This window comes from Dyadobacter sp. 22481 (assembly GCF_052044875.1).
Classification (GTDB): domain Bacteria; phylum Bacteroidota; class Bacteroidia; order Cytophagales; family Spirosomataceae; genus Dyadobacter; species Dyadobacter endophyticus.
In genome coordinates, this window is the sequence record NZ_JBQENV010000005.1 from 263560 (window position 1) to 289843 (window position 26284).

The following is a 26284-nucleotide window of genomic DNA, read 5'->3' on the forward strand; positions in this document are numbered from 1 at the left end:
CGATGGGAATGTGGGAAGTCTATAAATAACGGCATTATGTTTAGTGAGAAATAACATTACGAGTCCTCGTAAATTTGGGCAAGGCGGAGTGCTTTGCAGCTAAGACTATTGTGAGCATTGAATCCCGAATTCTTGGGGAAATTTGGTTCTTCTGGTTTCTTAGGTTTCAAATTGGGGTTCGACTCCGTATAGGAGAATATACTTGATCAAACCGGAGGGCTTCGCACTTTGCCTTTTGATTATACCAAAATCCATGTTTGCGATGAAACAGACAAAAGGGTATCAAAAGTCAGCAGTAAAAGCAGTTTCGATGACGATCGTAAATCCGAATGCGGCCGGTATCGACATTGGCGACACCATTCATGCAGTCGCTGTACCAGGGGCACAAACGCCAGTCCGAACGTTTGGGACGATGAGTTGTGATTTGGATGAAATTGTCAATTGGTTACAGCAGTGTCGTATTGACACGGTGGCTATGGAATCCACCGGCGTCTATTGAAAGCCGCTTTTTGGTCTTTTGATACGCCGGGGGTGATCAGTGGCTGCGGATTCTCCAGTCTGTCGTGCGAAACACCGCAGAGATGAATAATCGCTGACGCCCCTTTTACCGCTTCGAAGGGCGTTTCAGCACCAGCAACGTTTGCCAAGAAATTAGAAATAGATAAAAATTCAAACCTCCACTTCTTCTTAAGGGTAAGGCTTCACACGCCGGCTATAACTTTCGGTTTGGGAGGACTGACCGGCCGCCGGCCGGCTCAAATGTATTTCTGGCTGTTCAAACTCCTGTTTGGTTTCAGATGTGAGAAAATCCCACCACACGGTATCCACAGTGGAACCTTTTAAACATCCTAAAAATTCTCGACAGAGAACCTAGCCCTACTCACCTGTCTCCATTTCTGGGATATCTCAGCCGATAGACTGTTACCGCATTGGCAAACATATAGGGCTCATCTGGTTGGTGATTTGCTTCGTGGACGAACTCATAGAGTTTACGTGCTTCGTAGTCGTAGAGTAAATAATTGTTTTGCCCAGCCTTGGTGTAACGTCTAATAAGGTCTCGATCATCATTGATGCCAAATCCTTCCAGCTGGAGATGCGGGGATGTCAATCGAACACTTAACCAGACTTTTAACACTGATACAGACTATTAAACTGGAAGATTCGGATGAGTTTTCAGATGCACATCGCATTACATAACAGGTCATTGACCACGCCGTCTGAAATACGCGTTACCGTCGCCTTCTGTAGTCCCGCGGCGAAAAGCAAGATACAGGCCGTTGCCGTGGCAGCTTTGTGAATTGTGTCGACTCCGGGAAAAACGACTGCGGACAACAATAAAATTTCAACTAATACCGGAATAGCCTGTCAAATGATGCTACAATCTAGGTACCAATTAAAGTTTACCCGTTTCAAAAAGTCGGAAGATAACGAGTCCTTTTACTCTTAGAGCATTCGGATGTTCGTCTCAAAATTCTCGCTCGCGAGACAGCACCACCTTCCAGTGTCATCATCCAATAGCTCATTCAGCGCTAATGTAACTTTCCCGAGGAGAAAAACCTTACTGACTGGATAATCAAAAGCGGAAACAGCCCTGCTGCCAAAATCAGTCGCAAAGAAAGCATATCCAGATCCTGCAATGAAAGCATTTGTTTTATAAAAGGAATGTAATACGTTGCTAAAAGGATCAGGATACACAAAGCATGTGCATGCCAAATGAATTTGTTTCGGGTGATTTCGTTGCCAAAAAACTTTCCTTTCCCTGAATAAAGGTTGAAAACATGCAGCAACTGCGCCAGCGACAAAGCGTAAAAAGTAACCGTATTGCCTTCCTGATGACTCAATCCCAGCTGACTTGTTCCAAACCAAAATGCGCCTAAAACACAGAGCGTCATGACCAGCGCATAATACACGATCCTGCGCCAGTCTTTCAATTCGAGAACCGGCCTTTTCGGATCTCTGGGCGTGAATTGCATTAATTTAACATTCTCTTTACCTACACCCAATGCAAGAGCCGGAAATACATCTGTGACGATGTTGATAAAAAGGATTTGCAAGGGCAGCAACGGATTGCCTACATTCAAAAAACCTGCAAAAGTGACGACGAAAATCTCGCTCATATTACAAGAGAGCAGGAAGACAATGAACTTTCTGATATTCTCGAAAATGACGCGTCCCTGGCCAATGGCTTTCACAATAGATGTAAAAGAATCATCCTTTAAGATCATATCCGCGGCCTCTGCGGCCACGGCCGTGCCCCGCAGGCCCATGGCAATGCCTATGTCGGATTTTTTCAGAGCCGGTGCATCATTCACCCCGTCGCCGGTCATGCCGACGATGTCGCCCTGCTTTTGGTAAAAATCGATCATATCCAGTTTTTGAGCAGGATTTACCCGCGCGAACACCTGGCATTTCAGCATTTTTTCCTGATCGGTTTTGCAAGAAAAATTAAACGATTGAAGATCCTTTCCTGTCAAAACCAGCTGCTCATCCGGTTGAACCAGATTGACTTGCTTGGCAATGTTCAAAGACGTCGCGGGATGATCGCCCGTTACCATAATCACCTTAATGCCAGCATCATGGCAAGCCATCAGGGCTGGCGTTACTTCTTTTCGCGGCGGATCGAGGAAACCAATAAGTCCGAGGTAAATCAGCTTCTCTTCCTTGGTGAAATCCGCCGAAGGCATTTGCGCTGACTCGCGGTAGGCAAAGGCCAGCGTACGCAAACCGTCGGCAGCCATGCGCTCGGAAATTTCAAGTTCGCTTTTCCTCTCGGTATCATTCTTCCAATCGCACAGTTCAGATACTTCCTCCACAGCACCTTTCACAGCCACATAATAGGTCGCCGCTGACTCGTGCAGCGTGGCCATGATGCGCGTATCCGAGCTGAATGCTTCCTCGGCTTTTCTAATGTAGTTAGAACCTAAATCTTCCAAATCGACTCCTGCGGCCTGGGCGAATCGCAATAGCGCAATTTCAACCGGATCACCGATTTGCTTTCTGTTCGAATGCCCGGAAGTCAGTTGGGCATTGTTAGCCAACGCCCCTACCCTCGCCAACAATGCAAATTCTCTGGAATTGGAAAGTCCTGCGTCTTCACCTGTTAGCTCCATCGCCTCGTCCCCGGCTTTTTCCGGGTGCAGGATCACCGATAAATCACCGGCCGGAAAATGAAGCTGACGCACTTCGATTTTGTTTTGAGTCAGCGTGCCGGTTTTATCCGTAAAAATAACATTGGTCCCTCCCAGCGTTTCAACTGCCGAAAGCCGTTTGACAATCACTTTCTTTTCGGCCAACCTGAGCATTCCGTAAGCCAGCGCGACCGTGGCGACAACCGACATTCCTTCCGGTATGGCTGCAATGGCAAGTGCAACCGCCGTTTCTATCAATTGCTTGGTTTCTTCGCCACGAATCAGCCCCACTACCAAAAACGACATCGCTAAACCGATCGTGATCCAGATCAGCACTTTGGCTAGCGAATCGAGTTTGGCTTCGAGCGGCGTCGCGGTACGTTTCGCCTGCTGGACCATCGTCGCGATTTTGCCCAGTTCAGTTGCCTGTCCAATGCCGGTAACAATGGCTTTCGCATTCCCGCTGGTGATCGCCGTTCCTTTGAATAACCGGTTATGCTGGTCACCCAAAGCCGCCTCCGCGGCCGACGGATCAACACCCTTGGCGGATGGGACTGATTCGCCTGTCAAAGCCGATTCATCGACTTCCAGCTGGTTGGTCTGGACGATGTTGGCATCCGCCGGGATCAAATCGCCTGCTTCAAGGACCAAAATATCGCCCTCTGTGACGCGCTCGGAAGGGATTTCGTCGATTTGCCCATCCCTCAACACTCTCGCCGGCGTGGTATCGAGCTTGCGGAGCGCCTCCATCGACTCGCGCGCGTTGTATTCCAATATGAAGCCTGTTGCTGCATTGATGATGATGACGGCAAGTACCGCGAAGCCTTCAATGGTGTCCTCTAACCAAAATGATACGATGGCCGCAGCCGCCAATATCCACACGATAAGGCTATTGACCTGCCTCAGCAATATCGACCAAAGGCTCTCAGGATTTTCCCGGCTGAGCTCATTGAGGCCCAAACGCTCGTTTCTTGCTTCCGCCTCCGCAGTAGAAAGCCCTTTTGTAATATCCGTTTGGAGCGCTTCCGCCAATTGCTGCGCACTTATTTCCTGAAAGGATTTCGACATAGATTTTCATTCAAAAACATGTATTAAACCACTCGTTGCAAAATGCGTGCTACCTAATGTAAAGACGGTGTTGATACTCATTTCAAAAGATGATCCTGATCACCATTCTGCAGGCTCGATAATAGTAACTTGTATGAAACAGGATCCGATGAAAAGGCTTGATCAATATGAACACGGAGAAATCACTGCTTATCATCAATGGAGGCTCATCAAGCATCAGGTTTGCCTTTTATCGGGTAGCTGAGGCGGCGTTTACATTATTGCTTAAAGGGAAGCTTTATAACATAGGGAACAACACTACTGAGCCCGTTTTAACTACGAATACTTCTGAAAAGCCCCAAAACCTGCGCGTCCGGGAGAACACCTTTGAACATGCCGCACGGTTTCTGGTAGAATGGCTGGAAAATCAGCAAGAATTTCCCCAGGTTTCTACCGTCGGCCACCGGATCGTTCATGGGATGGAACAGACAGAACCGCAGGAAATAACGCCTGAATTATTAGCCTATCTCAAAACGATCAGCCCTTACGATCCCGAGCATTTACCGGAAGAGATTAAGCTGATCGAACTTTTCAGCCAACGCCATCCTGCATTAAAACAAATCGCCTGTTTTGACACTGCATTCCATTCAAACATGCCCGCCGTCGCAAAACGGTTGGCTATCCCCCGTCGGTTTAGCGAGAAGGGCCTACATAGGTACGGCTTTCACGGCATTTCCTATGCATATCTGATGCAAGAACTGGAACGCCTGGCAGGCAAAGAGGTTGCTAGCGGGAAGGTTATACTGGCACATTTGGGAAACGGAGCAAGTGTGGCTGCTGTAAAGGAAGGCCGATGCCTCGATACAAGCATGGGCTTTACCCCGGCCTCGGGCCTGATGATGGGAACCCGCAGCGGAGATATTGATCCGGGGATTGCCTCGTATATGATACAGTTTGAAAAGCTTAGCGCTAAAAAGTTTAATCACCTGGTCAACCATGAATCGGGACTGATCGGCGTATCTGAAACAAGTTCGGACATGCAGGAATTAATGCAGCTACAAACAACCGATCACCGCGCCGAAGAAGCAATCGCGCTTTTTTGCTATCAGATAAAAAAACACATCGGCTCTTTCGCTGCTGTGCTGGGAGGTGTCAATAACCTCGTTTTTTCGGGAGGTATTGGGGAAAACATCCCGCATATCCGCAGCGAGATTTGCAAGGATCTTAGTTTTCTGGGCATCGGTCTGGATGAAGAACGAAATCGAAAAAATGAGGCAATTATTTCGGACATCGCTGACAAAGTGACTGTCCGGGTGATTGCTACGAATGAAGAATTAATGATCGCAAGGCTCGTCAGCCAGGTTTTAAATTAAGTCATTAAACAATAAGGATGATGAAAATGCAAGATGTCGATATGGGGGTGAAAACTCTATCGCCCGAACTGTTAAGGAAAATGAATGCTTACTGGCATGCGGCTAACTATTTGTCGGTCGGCCAGATATACCTGTACGGCAATCCGTTGCTGAAAGAGCGATTGACGCTCGAACATATCAAACCACGGCTGCTCGGCCACTGGGGCACGACGCCCGGACTGAATTTTATTTACGTCCACCTGAACCGTATTATCAAGCAATATGACCTGAACGTCATCTACGTAGTAGGTCCCGGCCACGGCGGACCCGGACTGGTGGCCAATACCTATCTCGAAGGCACTTACAGCGAGGTTTACCCAGATATTTCAGAGGATGAAACCGGAATGCAGAAACTTTTCAAACAGTTCTCCTTTCCAGGTGGCATTCCCAGTCACGTGGCGCCGGAAACGCCTGGATCCATCAACGAGGGCGGGGAACTCGGTTACTCACTTGTACATGCATTCGGGGCTGTTTTTGACAATCCGCACCTGATCGCTGCTTGTGTGGTGGGTGACGGCGAAGCCGAAACCGGGGCACTGGCCACGAGCTGGCATTCCAACAAGTTCCTCAACCCGGCCCATGACGGCGCAGTACTTCCAATCCTGCATTTGAATGGTTATAAAATCGCTAATCCTACTGTGCTGGCACGGATTCCGAAAGTGGAATTAGAGCAGCTTTTCCGTGGATATGGCTACAATCCATATTTCGTGGAAGGCGACGATCCGGAAACCATGCACGAATTGCTGGCTTCGACTTTGGACATTGTCGTGGAAGAAATCAGGCAGATTCAAAGTGCTGCGCGGGTTTACGGGTTCAAAGAACGCCCTGCCTGGCCGATGATCATTTTCCGCACGCCCAAGGGATGGACGGGCCCTAAAACCGTGGACGGCCTGCAAATTGAAGGCACCTGGCGCGCGCATCAGGTGCCATTGGCCGAACTGGCTACCAAACCTGAGCATGTGCAAATGCTGGAAACGTGGATGAAAAGCTACCATCCTGAACTGCTTTTTGACGGAAATGGAAAGCTGGCTGGCGAACTGGCCGAACTCGCCCCGGCAGAGAACCGGCGAATGGGTGCCAATCCGAGTGCCAATGGCGGCTCGCTTCTGGTAGATTTACAAATGCCCGATTTCCGCGCGCATGCCGTGCCGGTGCCCTCGCCTGGAAACAGTAAGGCCGAAGCGACGTCGGCCATGGGTGAATTTCTGAGGGAGGTGATGAAAGCAAACTGGCACGAACGGAATTTCAGGATATTCGGGCCGGATGAAACATCCTCCAACCGGCTTTCCCATTTATTCGACATTACCGACCGGACTTCCACAGCGGAAATTATTCCGGGCGACAACCATATTTCGCCCGATGGCCGCGTGATGGAAGTTTTAAGCGAACATCTTTGCCAGGGCTGGCTGGAAGGTTACTTGCTCACCGGCAGGCACGGGCTGTTTTCCTGCTATGAGGCATTCATTCACATTGTGGATTCGATGTTCAACCAGCATGCAAAATGGCTGAAAGTTTCCCGGGCCCTACCCTGGCGCAAACCGATCGCCTCGCTGAATTACCTGCTTACCTCGCATGTATGGAGACAGGACCACAATGGAAACAGCCACCAGGATCCCGGATTTCTGGATGTTGTGGCCAACAAAACAGCGGATATTGTCCACATTTACCTGCCACCGGATGCCAATACGCTGCTTTCGGTGACTGATCACTGTCTCAGAAGCCGGGATTACATCAACGTGATCGTCGCTGGAAAACAGCCTGAAATGCAATGGCTGGACATGAATGCGGCTGTAAAACACTGCACGGCCGGGCTGGGAATCTGGAAATGGGCCAGCAACGACGAAGGTTTCGAGCCCGATGTGGTGATGGCCTGCGCCGGAGATGTACCCACGCTCGAAACGATCGCCGCCGTTCAAATCCTGAGGGAACATCTACCGGAAATTAAAATAAGGGTGATTAATGTAGTGGACCTGATGACGCTCCAACCCGAAAGCGTGCATCCACACGGCCTGAACGACAAGGATTTCGATATCCTTTTCACCAAGGACAAACCCATTATTTTCGCATTTCACGGCTATCCGCTATTGATCCACCGCCTCACCTACCGCCGAACAAACCACAAAAACCTGCACGTTCGTGGTTACAAAGGCGAGGGCACGACCACCACACCTTTCGATATGGTGGTACTCAACGACCTGGACCGGTTCCATCTGGTGAGCGACGTGATCGACCGCTTGCTCGACCTAGGCTCAAAAGGTGCCTATACCAAACAATATCTCCGCGACAAGCTGATCGACCACAAAGCCTACATCGAAATGCACGGAGAAGATATGCCTGAGATTTTGGAATGGAAATGGAATGCGGATCCTTCAATGTATCCGGTTTAAATGACTGTTGAGAACAAAATGCCAGTCTTCAAGCCAAACAAAGCCTTGATTTAGATGGGTAGATTGACAGGCATACCCAAATAGAGAGAAAAATGAGCTCGTTATCGGGCTTAGCGAAACGCTCGATTTGCAATTTTTATACAAGCAGACTCGCGAGCTGTATGGCAAAACGGGAATCCATCAATTGATCCCTTCGTTTCCTTCAAATTGATGCTGACAGGCTATCTGGAAAATATCACATCTGATCGTCGTCTGTTAGACCATTGCTCAATGCGGATGGGTATTCTGTACAAGCAAGTAAATTGGCCGAAGTAAATTCTCCGGCCAAGGTTAACCACTATACCTAAATGCGCCCCGGTGCATGACCGAAGTGCCAGATCGCCCTACGCGCAATCCATTACAATTACCTGATTTTAAAAAACCTTATCGATCAAATTAAGTACAAACTATTCCTACCAGGCACCTTTCATTACTGTTTAAGTAGCTTGATGACTTTGCTTACCCCACCCATATGCAACCTGATTAAATGCAGGCCAGGGCGCAGCGTCTGACCGACCAAGGTTCCATCTTTCCCCTCGCCACTTTCTACTTTCCTGCCTACCGAATCATAAATTTCATAGGTAAAATCAGAATTTGCTCTGATCTGGAAAAGTTGGGAAGATGGATTAGGATAAACCATTGCCCTTCTCTCAAATTCTACCAGTTCCGGACCTGCCACCCGAGAAGCGCTTGCCGTACTTACCTGTTCGAGCCGGAATTGCTGGTTGGTTGCATTGTTACAGGCCCATTGCTGAATGAGGGCTCCATTAGCCACCGAAGCGGCTGCCACGTCGAGACATTTACCGCTATGCCTGGCCTTGATCTGGTAATAGCCGTCTCCGACATCAATCAACTGAAACTGCTGGTTGGTGCCTGCGCCAGCTGTCCACTGCTGCACTTTCGCGCCGTCATTCAGGGAAAACCCACTAATGTCCAGGTTTTTGCCACTATGAACTACCTTTAAAGTATAGTACCCGCTTCCGTCGGCTGCCACTACCCAATGCTGGTTAGAGCCGCCATTGCCAGGCCATTGGTCTACCTGCGCCCCATCAGCAGTCGACGCGCCGACGAGGTCCATCAGTTGATTGCTGTGTCTTGCGATAATGCGGTAAGTTGCTCCCGAAATAACCGAAGAAGAATTTTGTATATCTCCGTAAATAATTCCCCGGCCGGTTCCTCCCAGGTACAACCTGCCGTACACACGCGGATCGCCGGTAATGGTGGTAACCGTGCCATATTGGTGCTGGGCATCGTTTATACGCGTCCAGCTGGCACCACCGTCGTCCGAACGGTAAAAGCCGGCAGTGCCGTTCACCGTACCGACGATAAAAACCGCAGGATAGGTTTTGCCGGGTGCTGCTTTTCCAAAGGAAACTGCCGTAGCATTTTGTGCAGTGCTCACTTGGGCAAAAGTGGTGCCGGAGTTCGTAGAACGATACACGCCGCTGGGATTAGCGAGCCAAATGTCACCTTCCGAGCCAAAAACGGTCCGAATTCTGGTTAACCACGCCTGATAGTCGGGAACCGCCGGCAGTCCGGTAGCCTGTATGGAAAAGGAAGCTCCTCCGTTGGTACTCACCCAAATCCTGCCATTCACAGGGTCGTATGCATAAAATTTCTGGGAATTCACGCGGTCGGATGTGGGCTTTAAATTAGCCGGCACGCCACCGCAGACGGTCCAGGATGTTCCGTGGTTGGTAGAAAAATACAACCCGGAAGCGCCCTCGGGAGCCCACACCAGTCTGTTGCCATCGGCGGAAACTGAGATATTGCCCCCACCGGTTGTTCCGGCTGGTGCGTTGGCAAAGGACGTCCAGCTACTGCCGCCATCGGTAGAATAGGAGCCGTACTTACCACCAGCATTGTTGTAGGTACGAGCCATAAAACTGGGAACGCTCTGCGCAAAATCGATACTGAGGCTGGTGCCATATTGAGGCGATAAGCGACCGGCCGCCGGCGAAACATCCAGGTTGTCGTGTTTGAAACCGTCGATATCACCCAATGCGCTCAAAAGCGGAGCACCGGCAGGCGGGCTGATCAGTTCCAGGGCGGCAGTTTCTTCCAATCCTTTGTTTTGAAATATCCAATTGGTCGGGCTCGTGCCGAGATTGTTCGAGTTGTATACTCCGTAACCCGTTACAAACCAGGCATTATTAGCATTAAATGGATCGATCTCTACATCACCCAACCAGTGCGGATTCATGGTAGCCGCATACGGAGCTAAGGAATGATCCCATGTAGCGTTGGTCAGCAGGCCGGTCCAGTTGCTGCCGCCATCTGTCGTGCGAAAAACTTCATCGCGTGGCCACCAGCGGTCCATAGTGCTTACGATCACATGATTGGCATTTTGTGCATCTACTGAAATGCCCCCGTAGCCCCCCTGTCCGGACGGTGGGGATATATTCGTCCAGGCATTGCTGGCCGGATTCAGCTTCCACACCGCCCCGGCACCGACGTTATTCGGGCCGTTGGCGTCAGAATAGGACAGATAAATAATGCCATTGGAAGCCCGAGCCGCCTGATGTGGCATCAGATTGGTTGGCTGGCCGGATACAGCCGTCCAGGTAGCTCCTCCGTCGGTACTTTTGTATAGGTTGGTACCTGTCTGCATGACGCCCACGTAGATAGTTTTCGTCGCTGTTCCGGACGAACTACTGCTTTTATCAAAAAGCACAAAAGAAATACCACCAGAACCAACCGGACTGGAGCTGACCGGAAAACTACCGACTTTACTCCACGTAGATCCGTAGTTGGCGCTTTTCCAAAGCCCGTCTGTACTGGAACCCAGGAAAAGGGTGCTCCCCAGGTTCGGATCCACTTGCAGGCGTTCACCGGCTGAGCGCCCGTTTTCATTCCCCCCGAGTTTAATCGATAGGTTATTACGTGTCCACGTCGCCCCTCTGTCGGTTGAGGAATACACAGCACCTGTTGCACCCCAAGACTGCGTGTAAAGGCCCGTGGCCATATACACCCGATTGGCGTTAGAAGGATCGGTCGCCATGCTGACCACGCCAAAGTCATCGCCGGAAGCGAAGCTATCCGAGAGCGGTATCCATATTTTATTGGCAGCATCCCAGCGATAAGCTCCCCCTATGTCGGTGCGCGCATAGATCAGGTTTTGCTGAGTAGGACTATAAATAATGCCCGTCACAAATCCTCCACCCAGCATCTGAACGTTTTTCCATTGGTAGGTCTGAGCAAGCAGCGTGGATGCCGAAAGAAATGTCAGCCAGCAACTCACCAGTAATGACAACTTCATAACCGGCCAGGCTGTTCTACCACTATTTTGGTTCACATGGCGAGCTCCTTTGCGGAACCGCGAAAATTTCCCATACTGGCCTTGATTTTGGATCAGCTGACAGCCGTGTGTTGGTTTCATTGCGTAAGTTTTGTCCATATTGTATGCATGTGTTTAAGTGATTGCTAAAATAGTTCTGATGAACCGCAGCTTTGGCTTCATGCCCATTCCTAAGACCTATAGTCCGGAGCTCGGCGCGTTCATGCCCAATGTAGGGCAGTACAATAACAGGGATTTCTTGCACCAAAGATAGATCGCCAACAGACTATGAAGGGGTACGGAATAGTCCAAATGAAGGGAGTAAAAAGTCCAAAATGGTACTAAATAGTTAAAAAATGGAAAAAAAATAATTTTTCAACAGAGGCGACTCATAAAAACCGCATACATTCGGATATCAAAATGAAAGATCAAAAACCGGCAAAGTCACTACTACTTCGGACAGCACAACGACACTTTACGAACGCTTCACATCGACAATTGACTGCTGGAAACTGCGGGGATACTCGCCACCGCCGGGCGGCCCGCTGATTTCATTTTGGGCTGACCAGGTCATCTCGGCCTATACTGACCACTCTATCTTTTTTTTCACCAGCGAGTTACTCCAAAGGCTGCGAATTGTGGCTGGTGGTCAATCTGCCATAGAATGGGGTGATCTGTGGTACCGCATTTTCCGCTTCTCAGGGTCAGACTTCCGAAAACCGCAATTTTGGGGCCCAAACAAAACAAGAAGAAAAGAAAGCTCAGCCCCAATCCCCGCCGCCAGGGGCAAAAAGGAAGTGGAATAAGAAAGCGGGCGCTAGGCCGCGGTTATGCCGAACACTTTTGCCAGGCTAATAGAAAGTCTGCCCCGGACGGGATTATATACACGCAGCACGGTCTGCATCGAAAAGCAATATCCGCCTTTACTGACAGTACAAAACAGTCGACCAATAAACAGCAAATGTTATACGAATTACAGAATATGATCGAGCGATCAGGCAAATCCGGGGTTTGTATCCAAATCTACAATCTGTCCAGGCTGGTATACTAAAGTGGCGCAAGTGGACTTCCAAGCCGAATTTGGGACATTTCACTCCACCCAAAGACTTACCTGCATGCACAACGAGCCCTATGATTTTTTCATGCTCAGGCGGGCGGCCATGCCCAACGGCGAGCTAACAACTCTTCACCAGCGGTGCGGAGATGATTTTGAAAAGTGGGAAGCTGCGCTACTTGAACTATGTCAAACTGAGCCCTTCCGTCAGGCTATCTGGCTTGCTTCTCCTTCGCTTGAGGCCGCCGTAGAAGCTTACGATAAACAAGCCCCGGAAAAATCCAGACGCAAAGTACTCTTCTCACTTTACAAGTATTTGATCAGAATAAGCGCGCGGGCAACCCCTTTTGGGCTTTTCTCTGTGACTGGTGCCGGAGCCCTCGCTGATCACAGTAAGCTCAGCGGGCCCGCGATCAGTGAAAAGAGAAAGACGATCAGGTTACAGATCAACGCATTAACACATATTACCCGCTGGCTTGACAGCCAGCAGCCGTCGGGGCAAACCCGGTATGTGGCCAACAGCAGCTTACATCTGACCCCGACAGGATACCGTTATATCGAGATTAAAAAAAGTGGACAGACCACAGAGCCAGTCATTTCAGAAGTCGATGGCTTTCCAGAGCTCACCTTGCTTTTGCAGGCGGCAAAGACTCCGCAGACGAAAATCGAACTCGCAAAAAGGCTAAAGGACGCATTTACACCGGACCAGTCCAGCCGTTTGATCCAGGATTTGATCGACTCGGGCCTTCTGGTCAGTGAGCTCTCACCCAACGCGACCGGCCCTGATTTCGAAGACCGCGTCAAAGCCTGTCTTGACGAGTATCGTCAAAAATCCAGACAAGCCCAGCAGCTCTATGAACTGGTCTGCGGGCTTTCCAGCCAGGATTCTACCGCCGGCCTGCAAGGTGTGGCCAGAGAACTAGCCGGTCTGATACCTGCGCTTTCCACGCAGCAGCTATTCCGCGCCCAGATTAGCGCCACCCAAAAAGGGCTGATGCTTGGCAAAAAAGCGGTGGCCAAGCTGGCTGGTGATTTTGCAGCAGTAAAAGGCCTTTTGCGCAGCAGCGAGCAGTTAAGCCCATTAACTGTGCTGAAACAAAAATTCAGGGCCAGTTACGGCTATCGGCTGCTGCCGCTCTGCGAGGTGCTGGAAAGTGAAATGGGGATGCAGTATGCCCGGCTCGCTATGCAGGAGGGCAAACCGCCTACCCTACTGACGCAGCTGGAATTCTCCCAAACCGCCTACACTGCGGCATTACCGGAAACAGCCGCAAGCCGCATCAAGCAACAAATCCTCGATCAAGCGCTATCTGAGCAACTATACCAAATCGAGATTCAGGAAAGTGACTTAAAAACGCTTACTAAACAACCTTCCCAAGAGCGAGGATTTTACTGGCTGGGCGAGATACTTGCCAGCTCGGCCAAAAACATAGACCGCGGCTACTTTCAATTCTATCTGAAAGCCGCTGGTGGCCAGTCAGGTCTTGAGCTCATGGCACGCTTCGCTCAGAATGATCCGCTGCTGGCAGCCTATCTTTCTGATGCAAGCAGAGCGCTCGCAGAGCTCGATCGCGAAAGCATCCACGCAGAAATCGCCCATGTTCCAGAGATCAGAACAGCCGCCGTTGTGAGCAGGCCTCATCTGTGGCCTTACGAGATCCCCTATCTTTCTCATTCGGTAATGCCCGCATCCAGGCAAATTGCTGTCAGCGACATACTGGTTTCAATCTCAGAGGATGAGAGCTTCATCCTGACCAGCAAAAGCCTTGCAAAAAGAATCATCCCACATAACACGACCGCCCACAATTACAGCCTCGGGCTTCCGGTTTATCAATTTTTATCTGATGTAGCCAATCAGGACAGCCAGTTAATGGCATGGGATTGGGAGCATCTTGCAAGCTTTTCGTTTCTTCCCAGGGTCTTATTCCACCGGTTGATATTGAGCCCGGCCCAGTGGAATCTTTCGGGAGAGACCCGTCAAAAAATCCTTGATGCACTTGATACAGACGAGCACTGGAACGTGCTGCTCAGTAAGTTAAGAATTCCAAGGATGATCCAGATCTGTCAGGGTGATAATCTGCTTCTGATCGATTTTGAAAGCTGTTTTGCCCGAGCGCTCTTCAAAGCAGAGCTGCAAAAAACAGGCCACCTTAAAATTCAGGAATACCTGCAATCTAGTGCCTCTCAGCCGGTAGAAGATAAAGCAGGGCGCTATTCACATGAGCTGGTACTGGCCTTTAAACCCGCGGCAACCCAGACGCTAGTCTCCCCGCCGGCGCAGATGAAAGAGCAACGGCTCTTTCATCTGGCAAGCCAGTGGCTCTATGTAAAGATCTTCCTTCCCGCAGGTAAAGCCGACAGGCTGCTGACAACGACACTGGCCACGATCTGCGAGCAGCTGACTAGCGAAGGGCATCTGAAAAAGTGGTTTTATGTCCGGTATTTTGACCCGTCGCATCACCTGAGAATCCGCCTCGAGCTTGCTAGGCCGGAATGCTGGCACCTGGCCCTGGACCGGATCCAGGCTTCACTTGAAGGTAGTGCTTTCCAGGACGTAATCGAGAAAATCCAAACCGACACCTACGAAAGGGAACTTGAAAGGTATCATAGCCTCGACTTTGAAAAGGTCGAATCAATCTTCTACCAGGACTCGCTGGCCTGCATTAAGGTCGTCTCGCTACTCGAGTCAGAGACGGATGACCAGGCGCGATGGCTTGCCGCACTGTACGGGGCGGATGTTATGCTCGATGATTTCGGTTTGAGCTTAAACGAGAAAGCGGCTTATGCCAAAGTAGCCTATCAAAACTTCTTATCCGAATTCGGTCAGAACCAGGCGCTGACCCGTCAGCTGGACTACAAATACAGGCATCACCGCATGCAAATCCAGCAGACACTCACAAGTCAGGCACTTTTGCCGCTAATGCTTGACGGCTGCTTTAAGGAAAGATCCGAGCAGATTCGGGTCGCGCGCACAACAACAATCACAAGGGCAGAAATTTCCAGCTATGTTCACATGTTCCTGAACCGGATTCTTGAAAGCAATCATCGAAAACAGGAAATGATCTTGTTTCACTTTTTAAGCAAATACTATCGATCGGCAGCCAAACTTTGCACGAATCGACTAATTAATTGAATATCAGCACGAAAATCAAAAACACACTTTTAATCTTGGGTTACATACATTATTTTGTAACCAATTGGTTAATTAAATAAACAAGCAAACTACTCCTCGCCCACTCGCTAAGAATCTACCTTGAAAATTCTACGAAATGGACACCAATTTTTCTCATGCAATTTCCTGCCTTGTGATCGACGACGAGGAGGCGGCTCACCTTGCACTAATCAGGCTGATCGATTCAGTCCCCTGGCTTAGCTTGAAAGGTCGCTGTTACAGCAGCGTCCAGGCAGCCGATATGATCGCAACGCTACGCCCGGAGCTAATTTTTCTGGATATTGAAATGCCCGGGCTCAGTGGCATGGAGTTGATCGGTATGCTGACCGAACCCAGGCCACAGATCATTTTGACAACCGCTTTCCGTGATTATGCGTTTGAGGGCTTTGAAAACGAAGTAAATGCTTTTCTGTTAAAACCCATCAAAGCCACCAGGTTTTACCGGACAGTCATCAAAATCAGGAAAGACTTACGGGCAAGACATTTGCATTCGCTGCCAGGGGAGCAAGGCCAGCAGCAATTAGCGGAGTGTAAAACAGCAAGGGGCGGCCGGGATGAAAAAATGCATGACTTAACCTGCTCTGTCCAGGACGATTCGATCTGGATTTACTCAGGCAAAAAATTTCACCATCTCAGACTGAACGAGGTTTATGCGATTGAGGGCTTGAAGGATTACGTAAAGGTGCATTGCTCGGAAGGTACAATCCTGGTGAAAGGCAGTATCGGCTCGATCGAGCGCAAACTACCATCGTCGCATTTCATCAGAATCCACCGCTCGTATATTATAAACCGGTCGGCCATCCGGCTCATTGAAGGCAACATAGTTCGAATGCCTGATGGTTCTAAATACACCATACCCAGCTACAAAAGCAGAGAAAACATCATCAACCGACTACTGGACCGCCAGCGACGCATATGAAAAGCGAAATAAATAAAGGGGTCTATTCCAGGCTTTTATTGCCGGATGCGTTGCATACACGCGCATCCGGTCACATGCTCTTTTGGCTGATTTTTATCGGCTATCATATGATCTTTTTTTTTCCAATCTTGCCCGACAGGGTGATGAGCGCAGACACCAGACTTGCTTATCTGCTGTACTATGCCCGTTTCATTCCGATTTATTATGGCTCGATGATTGTCCTGGCACTTACCGGCCAGCCCTCGCAAAAATGGTTCAGCCCGTTTATCGTTCTATTTATCTTTATTCTGATAACGCACCTGTTCACAAAACCGCTCTACCATTTCTACCAGGGCCTAATCGGTCTTGAAAATCTGCCAACAAACTTCCAGCTTATCGGAAAGTATTATTTGCGGCCGTGGATCCCCGAAAAAAGCAGGGATTGGTATGTGCTGGTTTATGATCTGGTGGATATGCAGCTTCTTGCGCTGCCTATTGGGCTGAGATGGTTAAGGCTGGGCGCGATGGCCAATCTAAGGCGCTCGGAGGCGGAAAATCGAAAACTCGAAGAAGAGCTCAAAGAGCTTAGGGCGCAGCTTACACCCCACTTCATCCTGAATGTGCTTAACGCAGCCAGCACAGAAGTAGCCACCTTCTCCCGGAAAGCGTCCGACTATCTGATACATGCTGCCGATATGATCCGTTTTGCACTCTACGATACACGCTCGGAGTTTATTGAGCTCAAAAGAGAGCTTGAATTCATATCCCAGTATCTGAAACTGGAAGCGATGAGAAGCAGTCAGAGAAGCAAAATCGTCTTTGATTGCTATGGAGATGTAGATACCGGTAAACGTGTACCGACGCTTTTGATCACGACCCTGGTTGAGAACGCGCTTAAACATGGCGTGCACGCAACGCATGAGCCTTCCTATGTCAAAATCGACTGCCACATCGAGCAGGACAAGCTTACCTTCCAGGTTTTTAACAGCAAACCTGGCATCAAATACCCTGTATCAGAGAAAACAAGACACGGCGGACTCGGGCTTGCTACACTCAAGCGAAGGCTCGAAGGTTACTTCCCTGAAAACCACCGGCTCAGGGTAAGTGACAAGCCGGAAAGCTTTCTGGTTTATTTACAAATCCCGCTGGTCCTCTGACTAATAATCAATAGGCCCCTGGTTTGACACCAGGCATATGTGCTTAAAAATCAATCACTTACTAGATAGAACTTATAAGTATTTCTTTACTCGCTACACAAATTGAGACACAACTATTGGTTGTAGAGATTGTTGAACTCCAAATCGCTCACATCATATCGACATTTCCGTAGTCGTTCTGAGATTCTTCGAGTTCCTTAATAGAACAAACGATATATACAAAGGCCCGGCTGACTTCAGCTAAACAGCGCATCGTCTCGACCTACGGCATGATCACCATGCGATCTGATGGCCGGAACGCGATCGTTGCCCAAAAACTGGAAAAACCAAGGTCATCGTTCCTGCGATAAAGATAGCAACAACACCAGGACGGTTAAGTGTAAACGTTTCAGGTTCATACGTTTCAGTTAAGTTAAGGTCATGTGCAAACCCGGCGCTAAGCCCCTTGTTCGCAGTTTATTTAGACCTGGAAAGGCATGAAATAGTTACTTATCGTTTCGCCAGATTAATCATGCATTTATTGTAGTAAATATGCCACATACAAATCCTTTCATGGTAACAGAGGACAGCGGAATTTTGAACTTAAAAGACTGCATCATTAGATGCAGTCTTTCGCCCGCATGAGAATTTGAATTCGCATACGCGTATGGAATAGCTTCTCTCGTAACAGAACCTACGATATGTTTCGTATTTCTGTCGAATAATATTAGCACAATGAAACAGTCCAAAATTTGCTTGAAATCACAATAAATGACAATACGGTCAGCTTGCCACGGAATCTGGTGGTCACACCGTTCGAATTCTCCACCCAGATTTTTCAATTCTTTATAAATCTTTCCGCTGTCCCATCTGCAAATTTCAAAATATACTGCCCACTGGCCAGTGACCGGATGTTGATCTGTTGCTGGCCAGTGGTGATCACAATCGTTTGCAACTTCTGCCCCGTCACATCATGCAATGTAGCGGTGGTTTTTAACAATGCATTACTTACTTGAAACGTAAGGTTGTTTGTGCCGGATTAGGATATACGGCCAATACGCTGCTATTTCTAAAAACAGATCTAATATCTATAATTTCACTTTTAAAACCATCTAAGTAAAGAATTTTCCGCTTGCAATTCAGTATATTTGTAATACAATAGTATCAATTATTGATATATATAGCAGATAAGTACTAAAATGATATCACTTATATCACCATCTAAGGCGCTTCGTAAGCTTGCTGAAAATGTGCGTTCCAGGCGTTTAAATGCAGGCCTTACTCAGGAAGGCTTGGCAGAGCGTTCAGGTGTTGCCCTTCCGACTTTGAGAAAATTTGAGCAGAAAGGGGTTATCTCTCTTGAGTCATTCCTTAGGCTTCTTTTAGTAGTTGGCGGCCTCGAGGAACTGATTGAGGCTATCAAGCCAGTTAAACCAGCTTTCTCTTCTATCGATGAAGTATTGAAAGAAGAGGCTTCACCCCGTAAACGAGGCCGTCACAAATGAAGCGACCTATCACAGAACTCAAAGTAGGATTGGATTTCGGAAGTAAAATTCTTCCGGTTGGACGTTTGGCTATTCGCGACCGTACCATTTATTTTGAATATCAAGCCTCGTTCATTCAAAAAAGGTTGGAGATTTCTCCACTACGTTTGCCTCTCAAACCGGGACTTACCGCTTTTGAAACAAGACCATTCGAGGGATTGGCGGGTGTTTTTAGCGATAGCCTGCCTGACGGCTGGGGCCGTTTATTATTTGACCGTCTTTTGCGTTCTCAGAACATATTGCCTTCCGATATTACTCCACTGGATCGTTTGGCACATGTCGGATTTCATGGAATGGGAGCCTTGGTCTATGAACCGGATCATAGTCCGTCTGATATAGATGGCTTGATTGATCTGGATCATCTTGCTCAGCAAGCCGGTGAGGTTCTTACAGGTAATTCAGAAGAGATTATCCAGGAGCTGCTGTCTTTAAATGGGTCATCTGCCGGGGCAAGGCCTAAAGCACTCATAGGGGTTGATGAGACCCGTCAGAACATCTCCCATGGAGCAAAGCAACTCGCCCAAGAATTTGAGCCCTGGCTGGTCAAGTTTCCGAATTCCCAAGACGGGTTGGATTCCGGCGCTATTGAATACGTTTATGCTTTGATGGCAAAAGAGGCGGGTGTTGCAATGTCGGAGGTGCATTTATTTACCGCCACTAAGGGGGGGGGATATTTTGCAACAAAACGTTTTGACCGGGATGGTACAAAACGATACCACATGCATACAGTAAGCGGGTTATTGCATAGTGATTTTCGGATACCGTCATTAGACTATGAAGATTTACTGACGCTGACTGGTGAGCTTACGAAGGACATCCGGGAAGTTGGGAAAATGTATAGACTGGCAGTGTTCAATGTCCTGGCCCATAACCGAGATGACCATGCCAAAAATTTCAGTTTTCTCATGGATAGCCATGGGGAGTGGAAATTATCACCAGCGTATGATCTGACCTTTTCCAATGGCCCTGGGGGAGAACAGAGCACAATGGTAATGGGCGAGGGAAGAAGCCCCGGTGACAAGCAGCTTATAAAGTTGGGGCTTCAAGCTGGTCTGTCAAAAGCACTTGTCGAGGAGAGTATAGCCCAAACCAGGTCTGCCTTGGGGCGGTGGAATTCTTTGGCAAAAGAATACGGCATTAGTCAGTCAACAATAGACTTGATAAATAAAAGGCTGGCCGGAAATGGATAGTGATAGTCTATTATCTAAGAAAATCTACGGTGACGTGGCCGCATACCCATCAGGGCTGGTGGAAGAAGATGCCACTTTGCTGACACCATTCGCCAATAAATGCAAATCACTGGGAGAGATGGACAAATCCGGGCAGCTCACAAAAAGGGTGACTGTATGTAGTCAAACCAACTTGGACAACAGCTTAGAGAGTATTTTCAGGTTTATAAAGCTATTAACTTTTGGTTTAGATACTAGATTTTCCGCTGTTTCAGGGTCTGAGTTTTGATCTGCTCCCTTCTTTTCAAAATGAGCTCACCCCGACCAAAATACACGTCGGCTGGCGTCAGGTTGTTCAAGGATTCGTGATACCGCTGGTTGTTATAGCGGTCTACAAATTGGCCGATCGCTTCCCTGAGCTGGTCTGGGTGGAAGAAGTTTTCGAGCTTGACCACATTTCTCATGGTCCGGTGGTAACGCTCTATCTTTCCGGCTCCGGCCGCCCGGTTGCGTCTGCGGATGGGCCGGTCTGCCGTGCACCGGCTGCATTTGAAGCGTATTTTTCAGATAATCGCCCAACTCGCTGGATATGTAACACGCACCATTGTCTGAAAGTAACTTGGGTTTGGCTTTGGTTTTAATTCGAGCCTTTTTTATTGCAAGCTCAACGGTCCTTTTTACATCATCAGCCTTCATGCTGCTACATTGGCAAGGAAAAGTATTGGTCAATTCAAGTTCCCTGCAAAGGTACTCCAGATGTCCTGTTTGTAAAAAGAAGAGCAAGTCAATCCATAGTTATTATCATCGCCAGCTAGCTGATTTGCTTGTTTCTAACTATCAAGTGAAGATCAACCTCCGAAGTAGAAGGTTCATATGCCGAGACCACATCTGTCCATGGAAGATATTTACTGAACGATTCTGCTCAGAATTAGGCACTTACAGTCGCCGCTTACAACGCAGCCGGGACCTTTTGACAAATATAGGTTTGGAATTGGGAGGTGTCAAGACGGCGATGATCAGCAGGTGGGTAGGTAGCTCCGTAAGCGCGGCCACGGTGATCCGAATGATTAAATCGCTCCCGGGTGTTAGTGGCAATATCTGCTCCGGCGTTATCGGAGTGGACGACTGGGCATTAAAAAAGGGCAGAACCTATGGTACAATCCTGGTAGACCTACATCAGAATAGGGTAATCGATTTATGGGAAGGTCGCAGTGCAGAAGTGCTCGAAGCTTGGCTTAAACAACACCCGGAGATGCATATTGTGGCCAGGGATAGAGCATCGGCCTATGCATTAGGTATCCGCAAGGGTGCCCCGCAAGCCAGGCAGGTAGCCGACCGCTTTCGGACGAGCCGGAATTGACCTGCTTACAAAAATGTTAATGGCTAAAAACAGATAAGCCCACCATCAAAAGTGACGAAGAACCCTCTTTGGTCAGGAATATCCAAGTTGAAAATCTGTTTCGTATACAAAAGCTCAGGATTGATCTACTAAATTTGAGATTGGAAAGAGAATGCATGTGATTTGGGGTGGTTCAATGTCTCACACAAATCACAATTCAGATGCAAACGCAACAGACAAATCAGTATTCCGGCCTTAAAAAACGTGAAGTCGCCAGTCTTGCGCTGCTGGGCCACGCGACAAACCAATACGGGAAACAGGACACAATTACCACCAGCGGAACCACGTGTGGTTTCCGCAGGCACCATCGCTAGGAAAAGCACCCATTTTACCAAGGCCAGCCGCCCTGCGGCTGGCTTTTTCATTTGCTTCCCCAGAGGCATCTCTCAATACATCTACGCTGTCTTACCCCATCCGCTATACAATTTCCCTTGATTGGTCTACTTAATTTGACTCGCTAGCGCTCAGAAAAGACATTTACAGCTACACCCTCCCACAGCCCAAATGCTCAGAAGCTGCTTTATCGGTATAGGACGTAGATCAATCTGGTGGATGTAAATGGACGAAAAGTATGCCCTTCGGTGGCTTGATCTGGTGGTCACCACGATTTTGGACCCTGCCAAAACAAATGTATCAACGATCGGCTCACAGGAGCTTGAAAACTTCAATTCGCTGATAAAGCAGGAGATCTCGCAGAGCAAGACGCTACTTTCAGAAGCCGCCTTCCGAATTTTCAGCAAACGCAAAATCAAGCGTATGGTTGGCCAGTACCACCGGTCTCTTTTCCTGCTTCTGGAAACCGTTTTTGAACGTCACCCCCCGATCGCTACCAGCGAAAAGGCCACGAGCCTGGGGACGACCGCCATCGAAGCAATTAATGAGCTGCTTGACTTTATTGAGCACCGTTTTGGGGAATACATTGACCTGGACAGCTGGGTACCCACAGCCCACCTTGCCGGCATCAAAGAAAGTATCGCCGAAAGACTTGAAAAACTTAAGCCATGGCTTGACGCGGTGGCGGTGGGCACTCCGCTGGCGCCCTTGGTACTGGACGCATTTAGCACTTTTACTGATGAGCATCACAAGAAACGACGGGCCACATTTAGGGAGGTGTTTTACAAAAAAGAGCTGATCGATCAGCTCGAAAAGCTGGCAAGCTCCTCACATAAGGAGGAGTTAAGCCCCGATCGGCTCATTCAGATGCTTGTATTTATGAATTTTAACAGCCGCCACTTTGTCGATTATTACACCAGCCGCATAGCTGCACGCGTCCGGCAAACGCAGTCTACTGCCGAAAAAATGGGGGAGCTGCTTTTGGCCCACAAGGATTTTAATCAACTACATCACCAGTCCCAGCTCTGCCTGCACGCCGGTTACGTAGATGTCAGAACGGCCATCGGGCGATGGTTTGATGCAGAGCTGCAATATCTGAAAAGGCAAAGGCAGTGGGAAACGGCTGCAACTGCTCAAACTTTTGGCAACATCCCCAACACGTCCACCGAGCACACAAAGATCCTTTGCTTTCTTTCGATCGACCAGATCGCGCTGCTGCTCAGGGCGCTCGATTCACTTCGGATCATACAGGCAAGATCAATGAACAGTGTGTTCCAGAGAATTGCCCCATACCTATCCACGCCACGGAAAAAGGATATTTCCTGGGAGAGCATGCGCTCAAAGGCTTACCAATTCGAAGAATCTGACAAGCAGCGCGTGCTCACCATCCTCGATTCGGTGAGCCGCTGGATCTCCGAGCTGGACGCTCAATAAGCAGGATGTGATGAGGGAAAATGATCTGATCGGCTATTTGTCACAGGCTTACCAGCAGGAAGATGCTCTCTGGCAGCTACTTGACTCGATGCCGGTCAGTAAAATCCTCAGGCCCGGACAGATGCTTTTCAAAAACGGCCTTCATCCCGAAGCCTTTTTTGTTCAACGGGGCATTGTCAAAGGTTTCTTCTATGACGATAAGGGGCGCGAGCACGTAACAAGGTTCTGGCAAGAAAGGCAGATTATCCTCCTGGCGGATGCGCATGAGGTTAATATCACAACGGCGGACCATCTGCAAGCACTGGAAACGGCCAAACTCTCGGCGATCACCTATGCAAGTGCCGGCTCACTAAAACTTTCCGCGGCTCAAATTGCCCGGTTTGCCACAAAAATCCTTCTCGCAGACCGCAATATGGCCGAGCTAAAGGCCCACCTGTGCGCGCTGCCCGCCCGCCAGGCTTACGCAGAATTCAGGAGCTTCCTGCCCGAAAGCAGGGTCCACCTGCGTGACATTGCCAGCTTCCTGGGTATCACCCCGCAGACAATCAGTGAAATAAGAAAAAACACCAGGTAAGGATATCGCCTTAGCAAAACATTCAGAAACTGACTTCACATTCCCGAAGTCCGAAGAGAATTTCCGGGGCTAATTTTCGAAAACAACCCGCTAGAGACCCGTTAATTCCACCACCTGACTTTCGACCGGCGTCATGATTAGACAGACAGCCTTGACCATTATCACCGCTTTGCTGATCATACTTTTCAGCTACACGGCGGTTTCCAAAATAATTACTCTCCAGGTTTTCAACTCGCAGCTTGCCATGCAGCCATTTCCTGCATGGAGCATCTGGCCGCTCACGCTACTGATACCCGTCTCTGAGCTGGCAGCAACGGCGCTGCTTCTGATTAAATCAACCAGGCTCTGTGGCCTGTATGCGTCGGCGACGTTAATGGCCGGATTTACCGCTTACATGGGACTTGTGGTAGCCGGCTTTTTCAGCAAAACACCTTGTAGCTGTGGCGGTGTCTTGCAGCAAATGGGTTTTGAGGCCCATCTGCTCTTTAACCTATTCTTTCTGACCATCGCGCTGATTGGTATATACATCATCCACCAAATGAAAGGAGGTCTGCTTTCAAAACTCTAAACTAACCGGCCAGGCTCCCAGGGAGAACGTCCAACCGGGCCGCAGGCACCCGCCCTTCCTGCAAAGAATCTCAATTTCAAACGCTAAACAATTACTGTTATGAAAACCAGAAGCAAATTAAGTATCCTTCCGCTAGTTGCCCTATTGCTGGGTGGCACTCTCGCCCTGGCAGCAAACTTCCCAGGCAGACAGGCTCAACGGTGGACCCGGACGGGCGGAGCTGCCAGCCAGAATTGGGAGCAAGGGCAAGTTTCGGGTTGTCAGACCAGCTCGGGTATCTGTCAGGCTGATTTCCCGGACGACTATGATCCGAACGAGCACACGGCTGAGCAAAACCAGAGCGCAGCATCCGTAGTCTCCAACGGTTATGTACCCTGATTAAAACCAGGACGGGTGACGTAGCCACCCGTCCTAATATCTAATTCCTTTCGTACCCAATCTCACCCGCAGCGGAACAAATCTCGAACCAAATGCTTGGTGATTTACAAAAGTCATCAGATATAAGTATCTAAAATTGAGATTATTATTTTGTTCTACAATTTTACCAAAGTATCGTACCGCGACCAAACTCCTCGTAGGGGGCATCGTGACACATGAGGTTATAACAGCTGTCCGAGGTCATTACATTGTGACTTTCTAAGATATAGATGGGCATCTTCGTGCCGTCTCCTCGGAGCGCCAGGAAATCAGTAAAAGCCACGTTAACGTTTCGTTAACATTGTTTAACAAGGCATTAACTTCCTCTTTAAGAGAAACATCCAGCTTTGCGGAAATTCCTAATATCAAAAAGAAAAATGATGAAACACTTACACTTTTCCGCTCTATTCTTGATGCTCGTTTTTGGCACCGCCTGGAAGGAAAAAAACGAAAATGAGCTATTGAGAGACCTTGTTAGGCCCGAAACCAAAGACGTGACTGCCTCTCTCGTGGATTTACGTATGGATGCAGATCGAGCCAACTTTTCCGGCGATTGGAAATTAAATGAGTCGAAAAGTGAACGTGATGGCCAATTTCCTATTTGCATATTTGGAGAAGGGGATCGTTCAACTTCTAAAACAATTAAAGTTGCAGAGCACGGAGATTTTCTCACGGTAACCGTAGCGAGACCACTGCCTTACGGAAGGCTTGTTACTAGTCAAGAGATAGTGACCTTTGATGGTAAAAGTGAAGCCACCATTGTCGGAAGTCCTAGGGAGAAATCAAGCGCAAGGTGGTCAGATGATGGCCAAACTATGACTATCAATTCAGTAAAATCCTTCAACACAGTTTCTGAGGATGCAGATATTGCAGTAACAGAGGTTTGGAAATTAATTAATGATGGAAATTCTATTTCGGTCCAGGTCATTTCAAACTCCGGTTCCGGCGAGAATACCATGAAACTGATATATGATAGGCTGTGAGCCTCCAAGGGTGAAATTATTTGAGGCCTTGCATCGGTGAGGCCACCTGCATTTTACGGATGATATTTTTCGATCCGCACGTTTTTCCTGTCTCATAAAATGTCTGATACTGAATCCTAGCTATACAAGTTTGTGTTCCCTCGTCGGCGAATGGAGGGTTATGTCAGACGGCTTGTATTCCCGACCATGGATACGCGGACGTATCCGTAATAGGACACAGCAAAGCCTTCTACAATCATGTATTCGACCTTGTGATCATTCACCGACCAGATAATTTGGGGAAGGAAATTGAAATCAAGCATTCGCGATAACC

At 48.7% G+C, this 26284-nt stretch carries 20 protein-coding genes and 2 pseudogenes; 17 read left to right on the forward strand and 5 right to left on the reverse strand.

What is annotated here, in order from left to right; genetic code table 11:
* The first annotated feature begins 262 nt into the window (after positions 1–262).
* Positions 263–499 (forward strand): hypothetical protein, encoded by a 237-nt coding sequence (locus ACTJJJ_RS29270; protein WP_426293796.1) that lies wholly within the window; start codon positions 263–265, stop codon positions 497–499.
* 1030 nt (positions 500–1529) lie between these two features.
* Here the strand turns inward: ACTJJJ_RS29270 and ACTJJJ_RS29275 are convergent.
* A complete protein-coding gene (locus ACTJJJ_RS29275) occupies positions 1530–4196 on the reverse strand; it encodes a cation-translocating P-type ATPase (RefSeq protein WP_440703727.1) in 2667 nt (888 codons plus the stop codon).
* Between the two features lie 167 nt (positions 4197–4363).
* Between ACTJJJ_RS29275 and ACTJJJ_RS29280 the strand changes: the two genes are divergently transcribed.
* The 3 genes from ACTJJJ_RS29280 to ACTJJJ_RS29290 all read left to right on the forward strand — a co-directional run bounded on the left by ACTJJJ_RS29280 (position 4364) and on the right by ACTJJJ_RS29290 (position 8289).
* Positions 4364–5548 carry an acetate/propionate family kinase gene (locus ACTJJJ_RS29280; RefSeq protein WP_426293794.1) on the forward strand — a complete coding sequence of 395 codons (1185 nt, stop codon included), beginning with the start codon at positions 4364–4366 and terminating at the stop codon, positions 5546–5548.
* Between the two features lie 17 nt (positions 5549–5565).
* Positions 5566–7974: a phosphoketolase family protein gene (locus ACTJJJ_RS29285; RefSeq protein WP_426293793.1), complete on the forward strand. Its 2409-nt coding sequence runs from the start codon at positions 5566–5568 to the stop codon at positions 7972–7974.
* Positions 7975–8184: 210 nt separating this feature from the next.
* Entirely contained in the window at positions 8185–8289 is a 105-nt protein-coding gene (locus tag ACTJJJ_RS29290) for a hypothetical protein (protein WP_188927619.1), read from the forward strand.
* A gap of 154 nt (positions 8290–8443) precedes the next feature.
* On the opposite strand, the gene ACTJJJ_RS29295 is transcribed toward ACTJJJ_RS29290, so the two are convergent.
* Positions 8444–11272 (reverse strand): RICIN domain-containing protein, encoded by a 2829-nt coding sequence (locus ACTJJJ_RS29295; protein ID WP_426293792.1) that lies wholly within the window; start codon positions 11270–11272, stop codon positions 8444–8446.
* 1133 nt (positions 11273–12405) lie between these two features.
* Between ACTJJJ_RS29295 and ACTJJJ_RS29300 the strand changes: the two genes are divergently transcribed.
* The 3 genes from ACTJJJ_RS29300 to ACTJJJ_RS29310 all read left to right on the forward strand — a co-directional run bounded on the left by ACTJJJ_RS29300 (position 12406) and on the right by ACTJJJ_RS29310 (position 17571).
* A complete protein-coding gene (locus tag ACTJJJ_RS29300) occupies positions 12406–15477 on the forward strand; it encodes a lantibiotic dehydratase (protein WP_440703728.1) in 3072 nt (1023 codons plus the stop codon).
* 136 nt (positions 15478–15613) lie between these two features.
* Complete coding sequence (locus ACTJJJ_RS29305) at positions 15614–16435, forward strand: LytR/AlgR family response regulator transcription factor (protein WP_426293790.1); 822 nt, start codon at positions 15614–15616, stop codon at positions 16433–16435.
* A gap of 107 nt (positions 16436–16542) precedes the next feature.
* On the forward strand, positions 16543–17571 hold the full coding sequence (locus tag ACTJJJ_RS29310) for a sensor histidine kinase (protein WP_426293789.1): 1029 nt from the start codon (positions 16543–16545) through the stop codon (positions 17569–17571).
* A gap of 817 nt (positions 17572–18388) precedes the next feature.
* On the opposite strand, the pseudogene ACTJJJ_RS29315 reads toward ACTJJJ_RS29310, so the two are convergent.
* Positions 18389–18568 (reverse strand): annotated as a pseudogene (locus ACTJJJ_RS29315) (T9SS type A sorting domain-containing protein); the annotation flags it as partial.
* 181 nt (positions 18569–18749) lie between these two features.
* Here ACTJJJ_RS29315 and ACTJJJ_RS29320 point away from each other — a divergent pair.
* Positions 18750–19055 carry a helix-turn-helix domain-containing protein gene (locus tag ACTJJJ_RS29320; protein ID WP_188927608.1) on the forward strand — a complete coding sequence of 102 codons (306 nt, stop codon included), beginning with the start codon at positions 18750–18752 and terminating at the stop codon, positions 19053–19055.
* Positions 19052–20284, forward strand: a complete 1233-nt coding sequence (locus ACTJJJ_RS29325; RefSeq protein WP_188927606.1) for a type II toxin-antitoxin system HipA family toxin — start codon at positions 19052–19054, stop codon at positions 20282–20284. The genes ACTJJJ_RS29320 and ACTJJJ_RS29325 overlap by 4 nt, the downstream gene beginning before the upstream one ends.
* 233 nt (positions 20285–20517) lie before the next feature.
* On the opposite strand, the gene ACTJJJ_RS29330 is transcribed toward ACTJJJ_RS29325, so the two are convergent.
* Complete coding sequence (locus ACTJJJ_RS29330) at positions 20518–20823, reverse strand: integrase core domain-containing protein (RefSeq protein WP_440703737.1); 306 nt, start codon at positions 20821–20823, stop codon at positions 20518–20520.
* A gap of 134 nt (positions 20824–20957) precedes the next feature.
* Between ACTJJJ_RS29330 and ACTJJJ_RS29335 the strand changes: the two are divergent.
* The 8 genes and pseudogenes from ACTJJJ_RS29335 to ACTJJJ_RS29370 form a co-directional block, all read left to right on the forward strand.
* Positions 20958–21137: pseudogene (locus ACTJJJ_RS29335) on the forward strand (transposase family protein); the annotation flags it as partial.
* 96 nt (positions 21138–21233) lie between these two features.
* Entirely contained in the window at positions 21234–21623 is a 390-nt protein-coding gene (locus ACTJJJ_RS29340) for a transposase (protein ID WP_229221056.1), read from the forward strand.
* 200 nt (positions 21624–21823) lie between these two features.
* Positions 21824–21976: a hypothetical protein gene (locus ACTJJJ_RS29345; RefSeq protein ID WP_188927598.1), complete on the forward strand. Its 153-nt coding sequence runs from the start codon at positions 21824–21826 to the stop codon at positions 21974–21976.
* 244 nt (positions 21977–22220) lie between these two features.
* On the forward strand, positions 22221–23429 hold the full coding sequence (locus ACTJJJ_RS29350) for a hypothetical protein (protein WP_426293788.1): 1209 nt from the start codon (positions 22221–22223) through the stop codon (positions 23427–23429).
* 10 nt (positions 23430–23439) lie between these two features.
* The gene (locus ACTJJJ_RS29355; protein ID WP_426293787.1) at positions 23440–24003 is read left to right on the forward strand and encodes a Crp/Fnr family transcriptional regulator; all 564 of its coding nucleotides are present in this window, start codon (positions 23440–23442) and stop codon (positions 24001–24003) included.
* Between the two features lie 133 nt (positions 24004–24136).
* Entirely contained in the window at positions 24137–24571 is a 435-nt protein-coding gene (locus ACTJJJ_RS29360; RefSeq protein WP_188927594.1) for a MauE/DoxX family redox-associated membrane protein, read from the forward strand.
* A 99-nt stretch (positions 24572–24670) separates the two neighbouring features.
* Entirely contained in the window at positions 24671–24949 is a 279-nt protein-coding gene (locus ACTJJJ_RS29365) for a hypothetical protein (RefSeq protein ID WP_188927592.1), read from the forward strand.
* A 416-nt stretch (positions 24950–25365) separates the two neighbouring features.
* Positions 25366–25971, forward strand: coding sequence for a hypothetical protein (locus ACTJJJ_RS29370; RefSeq protein ID WP_426293786.1), 606 nt, complete (start codon positions 25366–25368; stop codon positions 25969–25971).
* A 158-nt stretch (positions 25972–26129) separates the two neighbouring features.
* Here ACTJJJ_RS29370 and ACTJJJ_RS29375 read toward each other — a convergent pair whose 3' ends face one another.
* On the reverse strand, positions 26130–26273 hold the full coding sequence (locus ACTJJJ_RS29375) for a hypothetical protein (RefSeq protein WP_426293785.1): 144 nt from the start codon (positions 26271–26273) through the stop codon (positions 26130–26132).
* Positions 26274–26284: the final 11 nt, after the last annotated feature.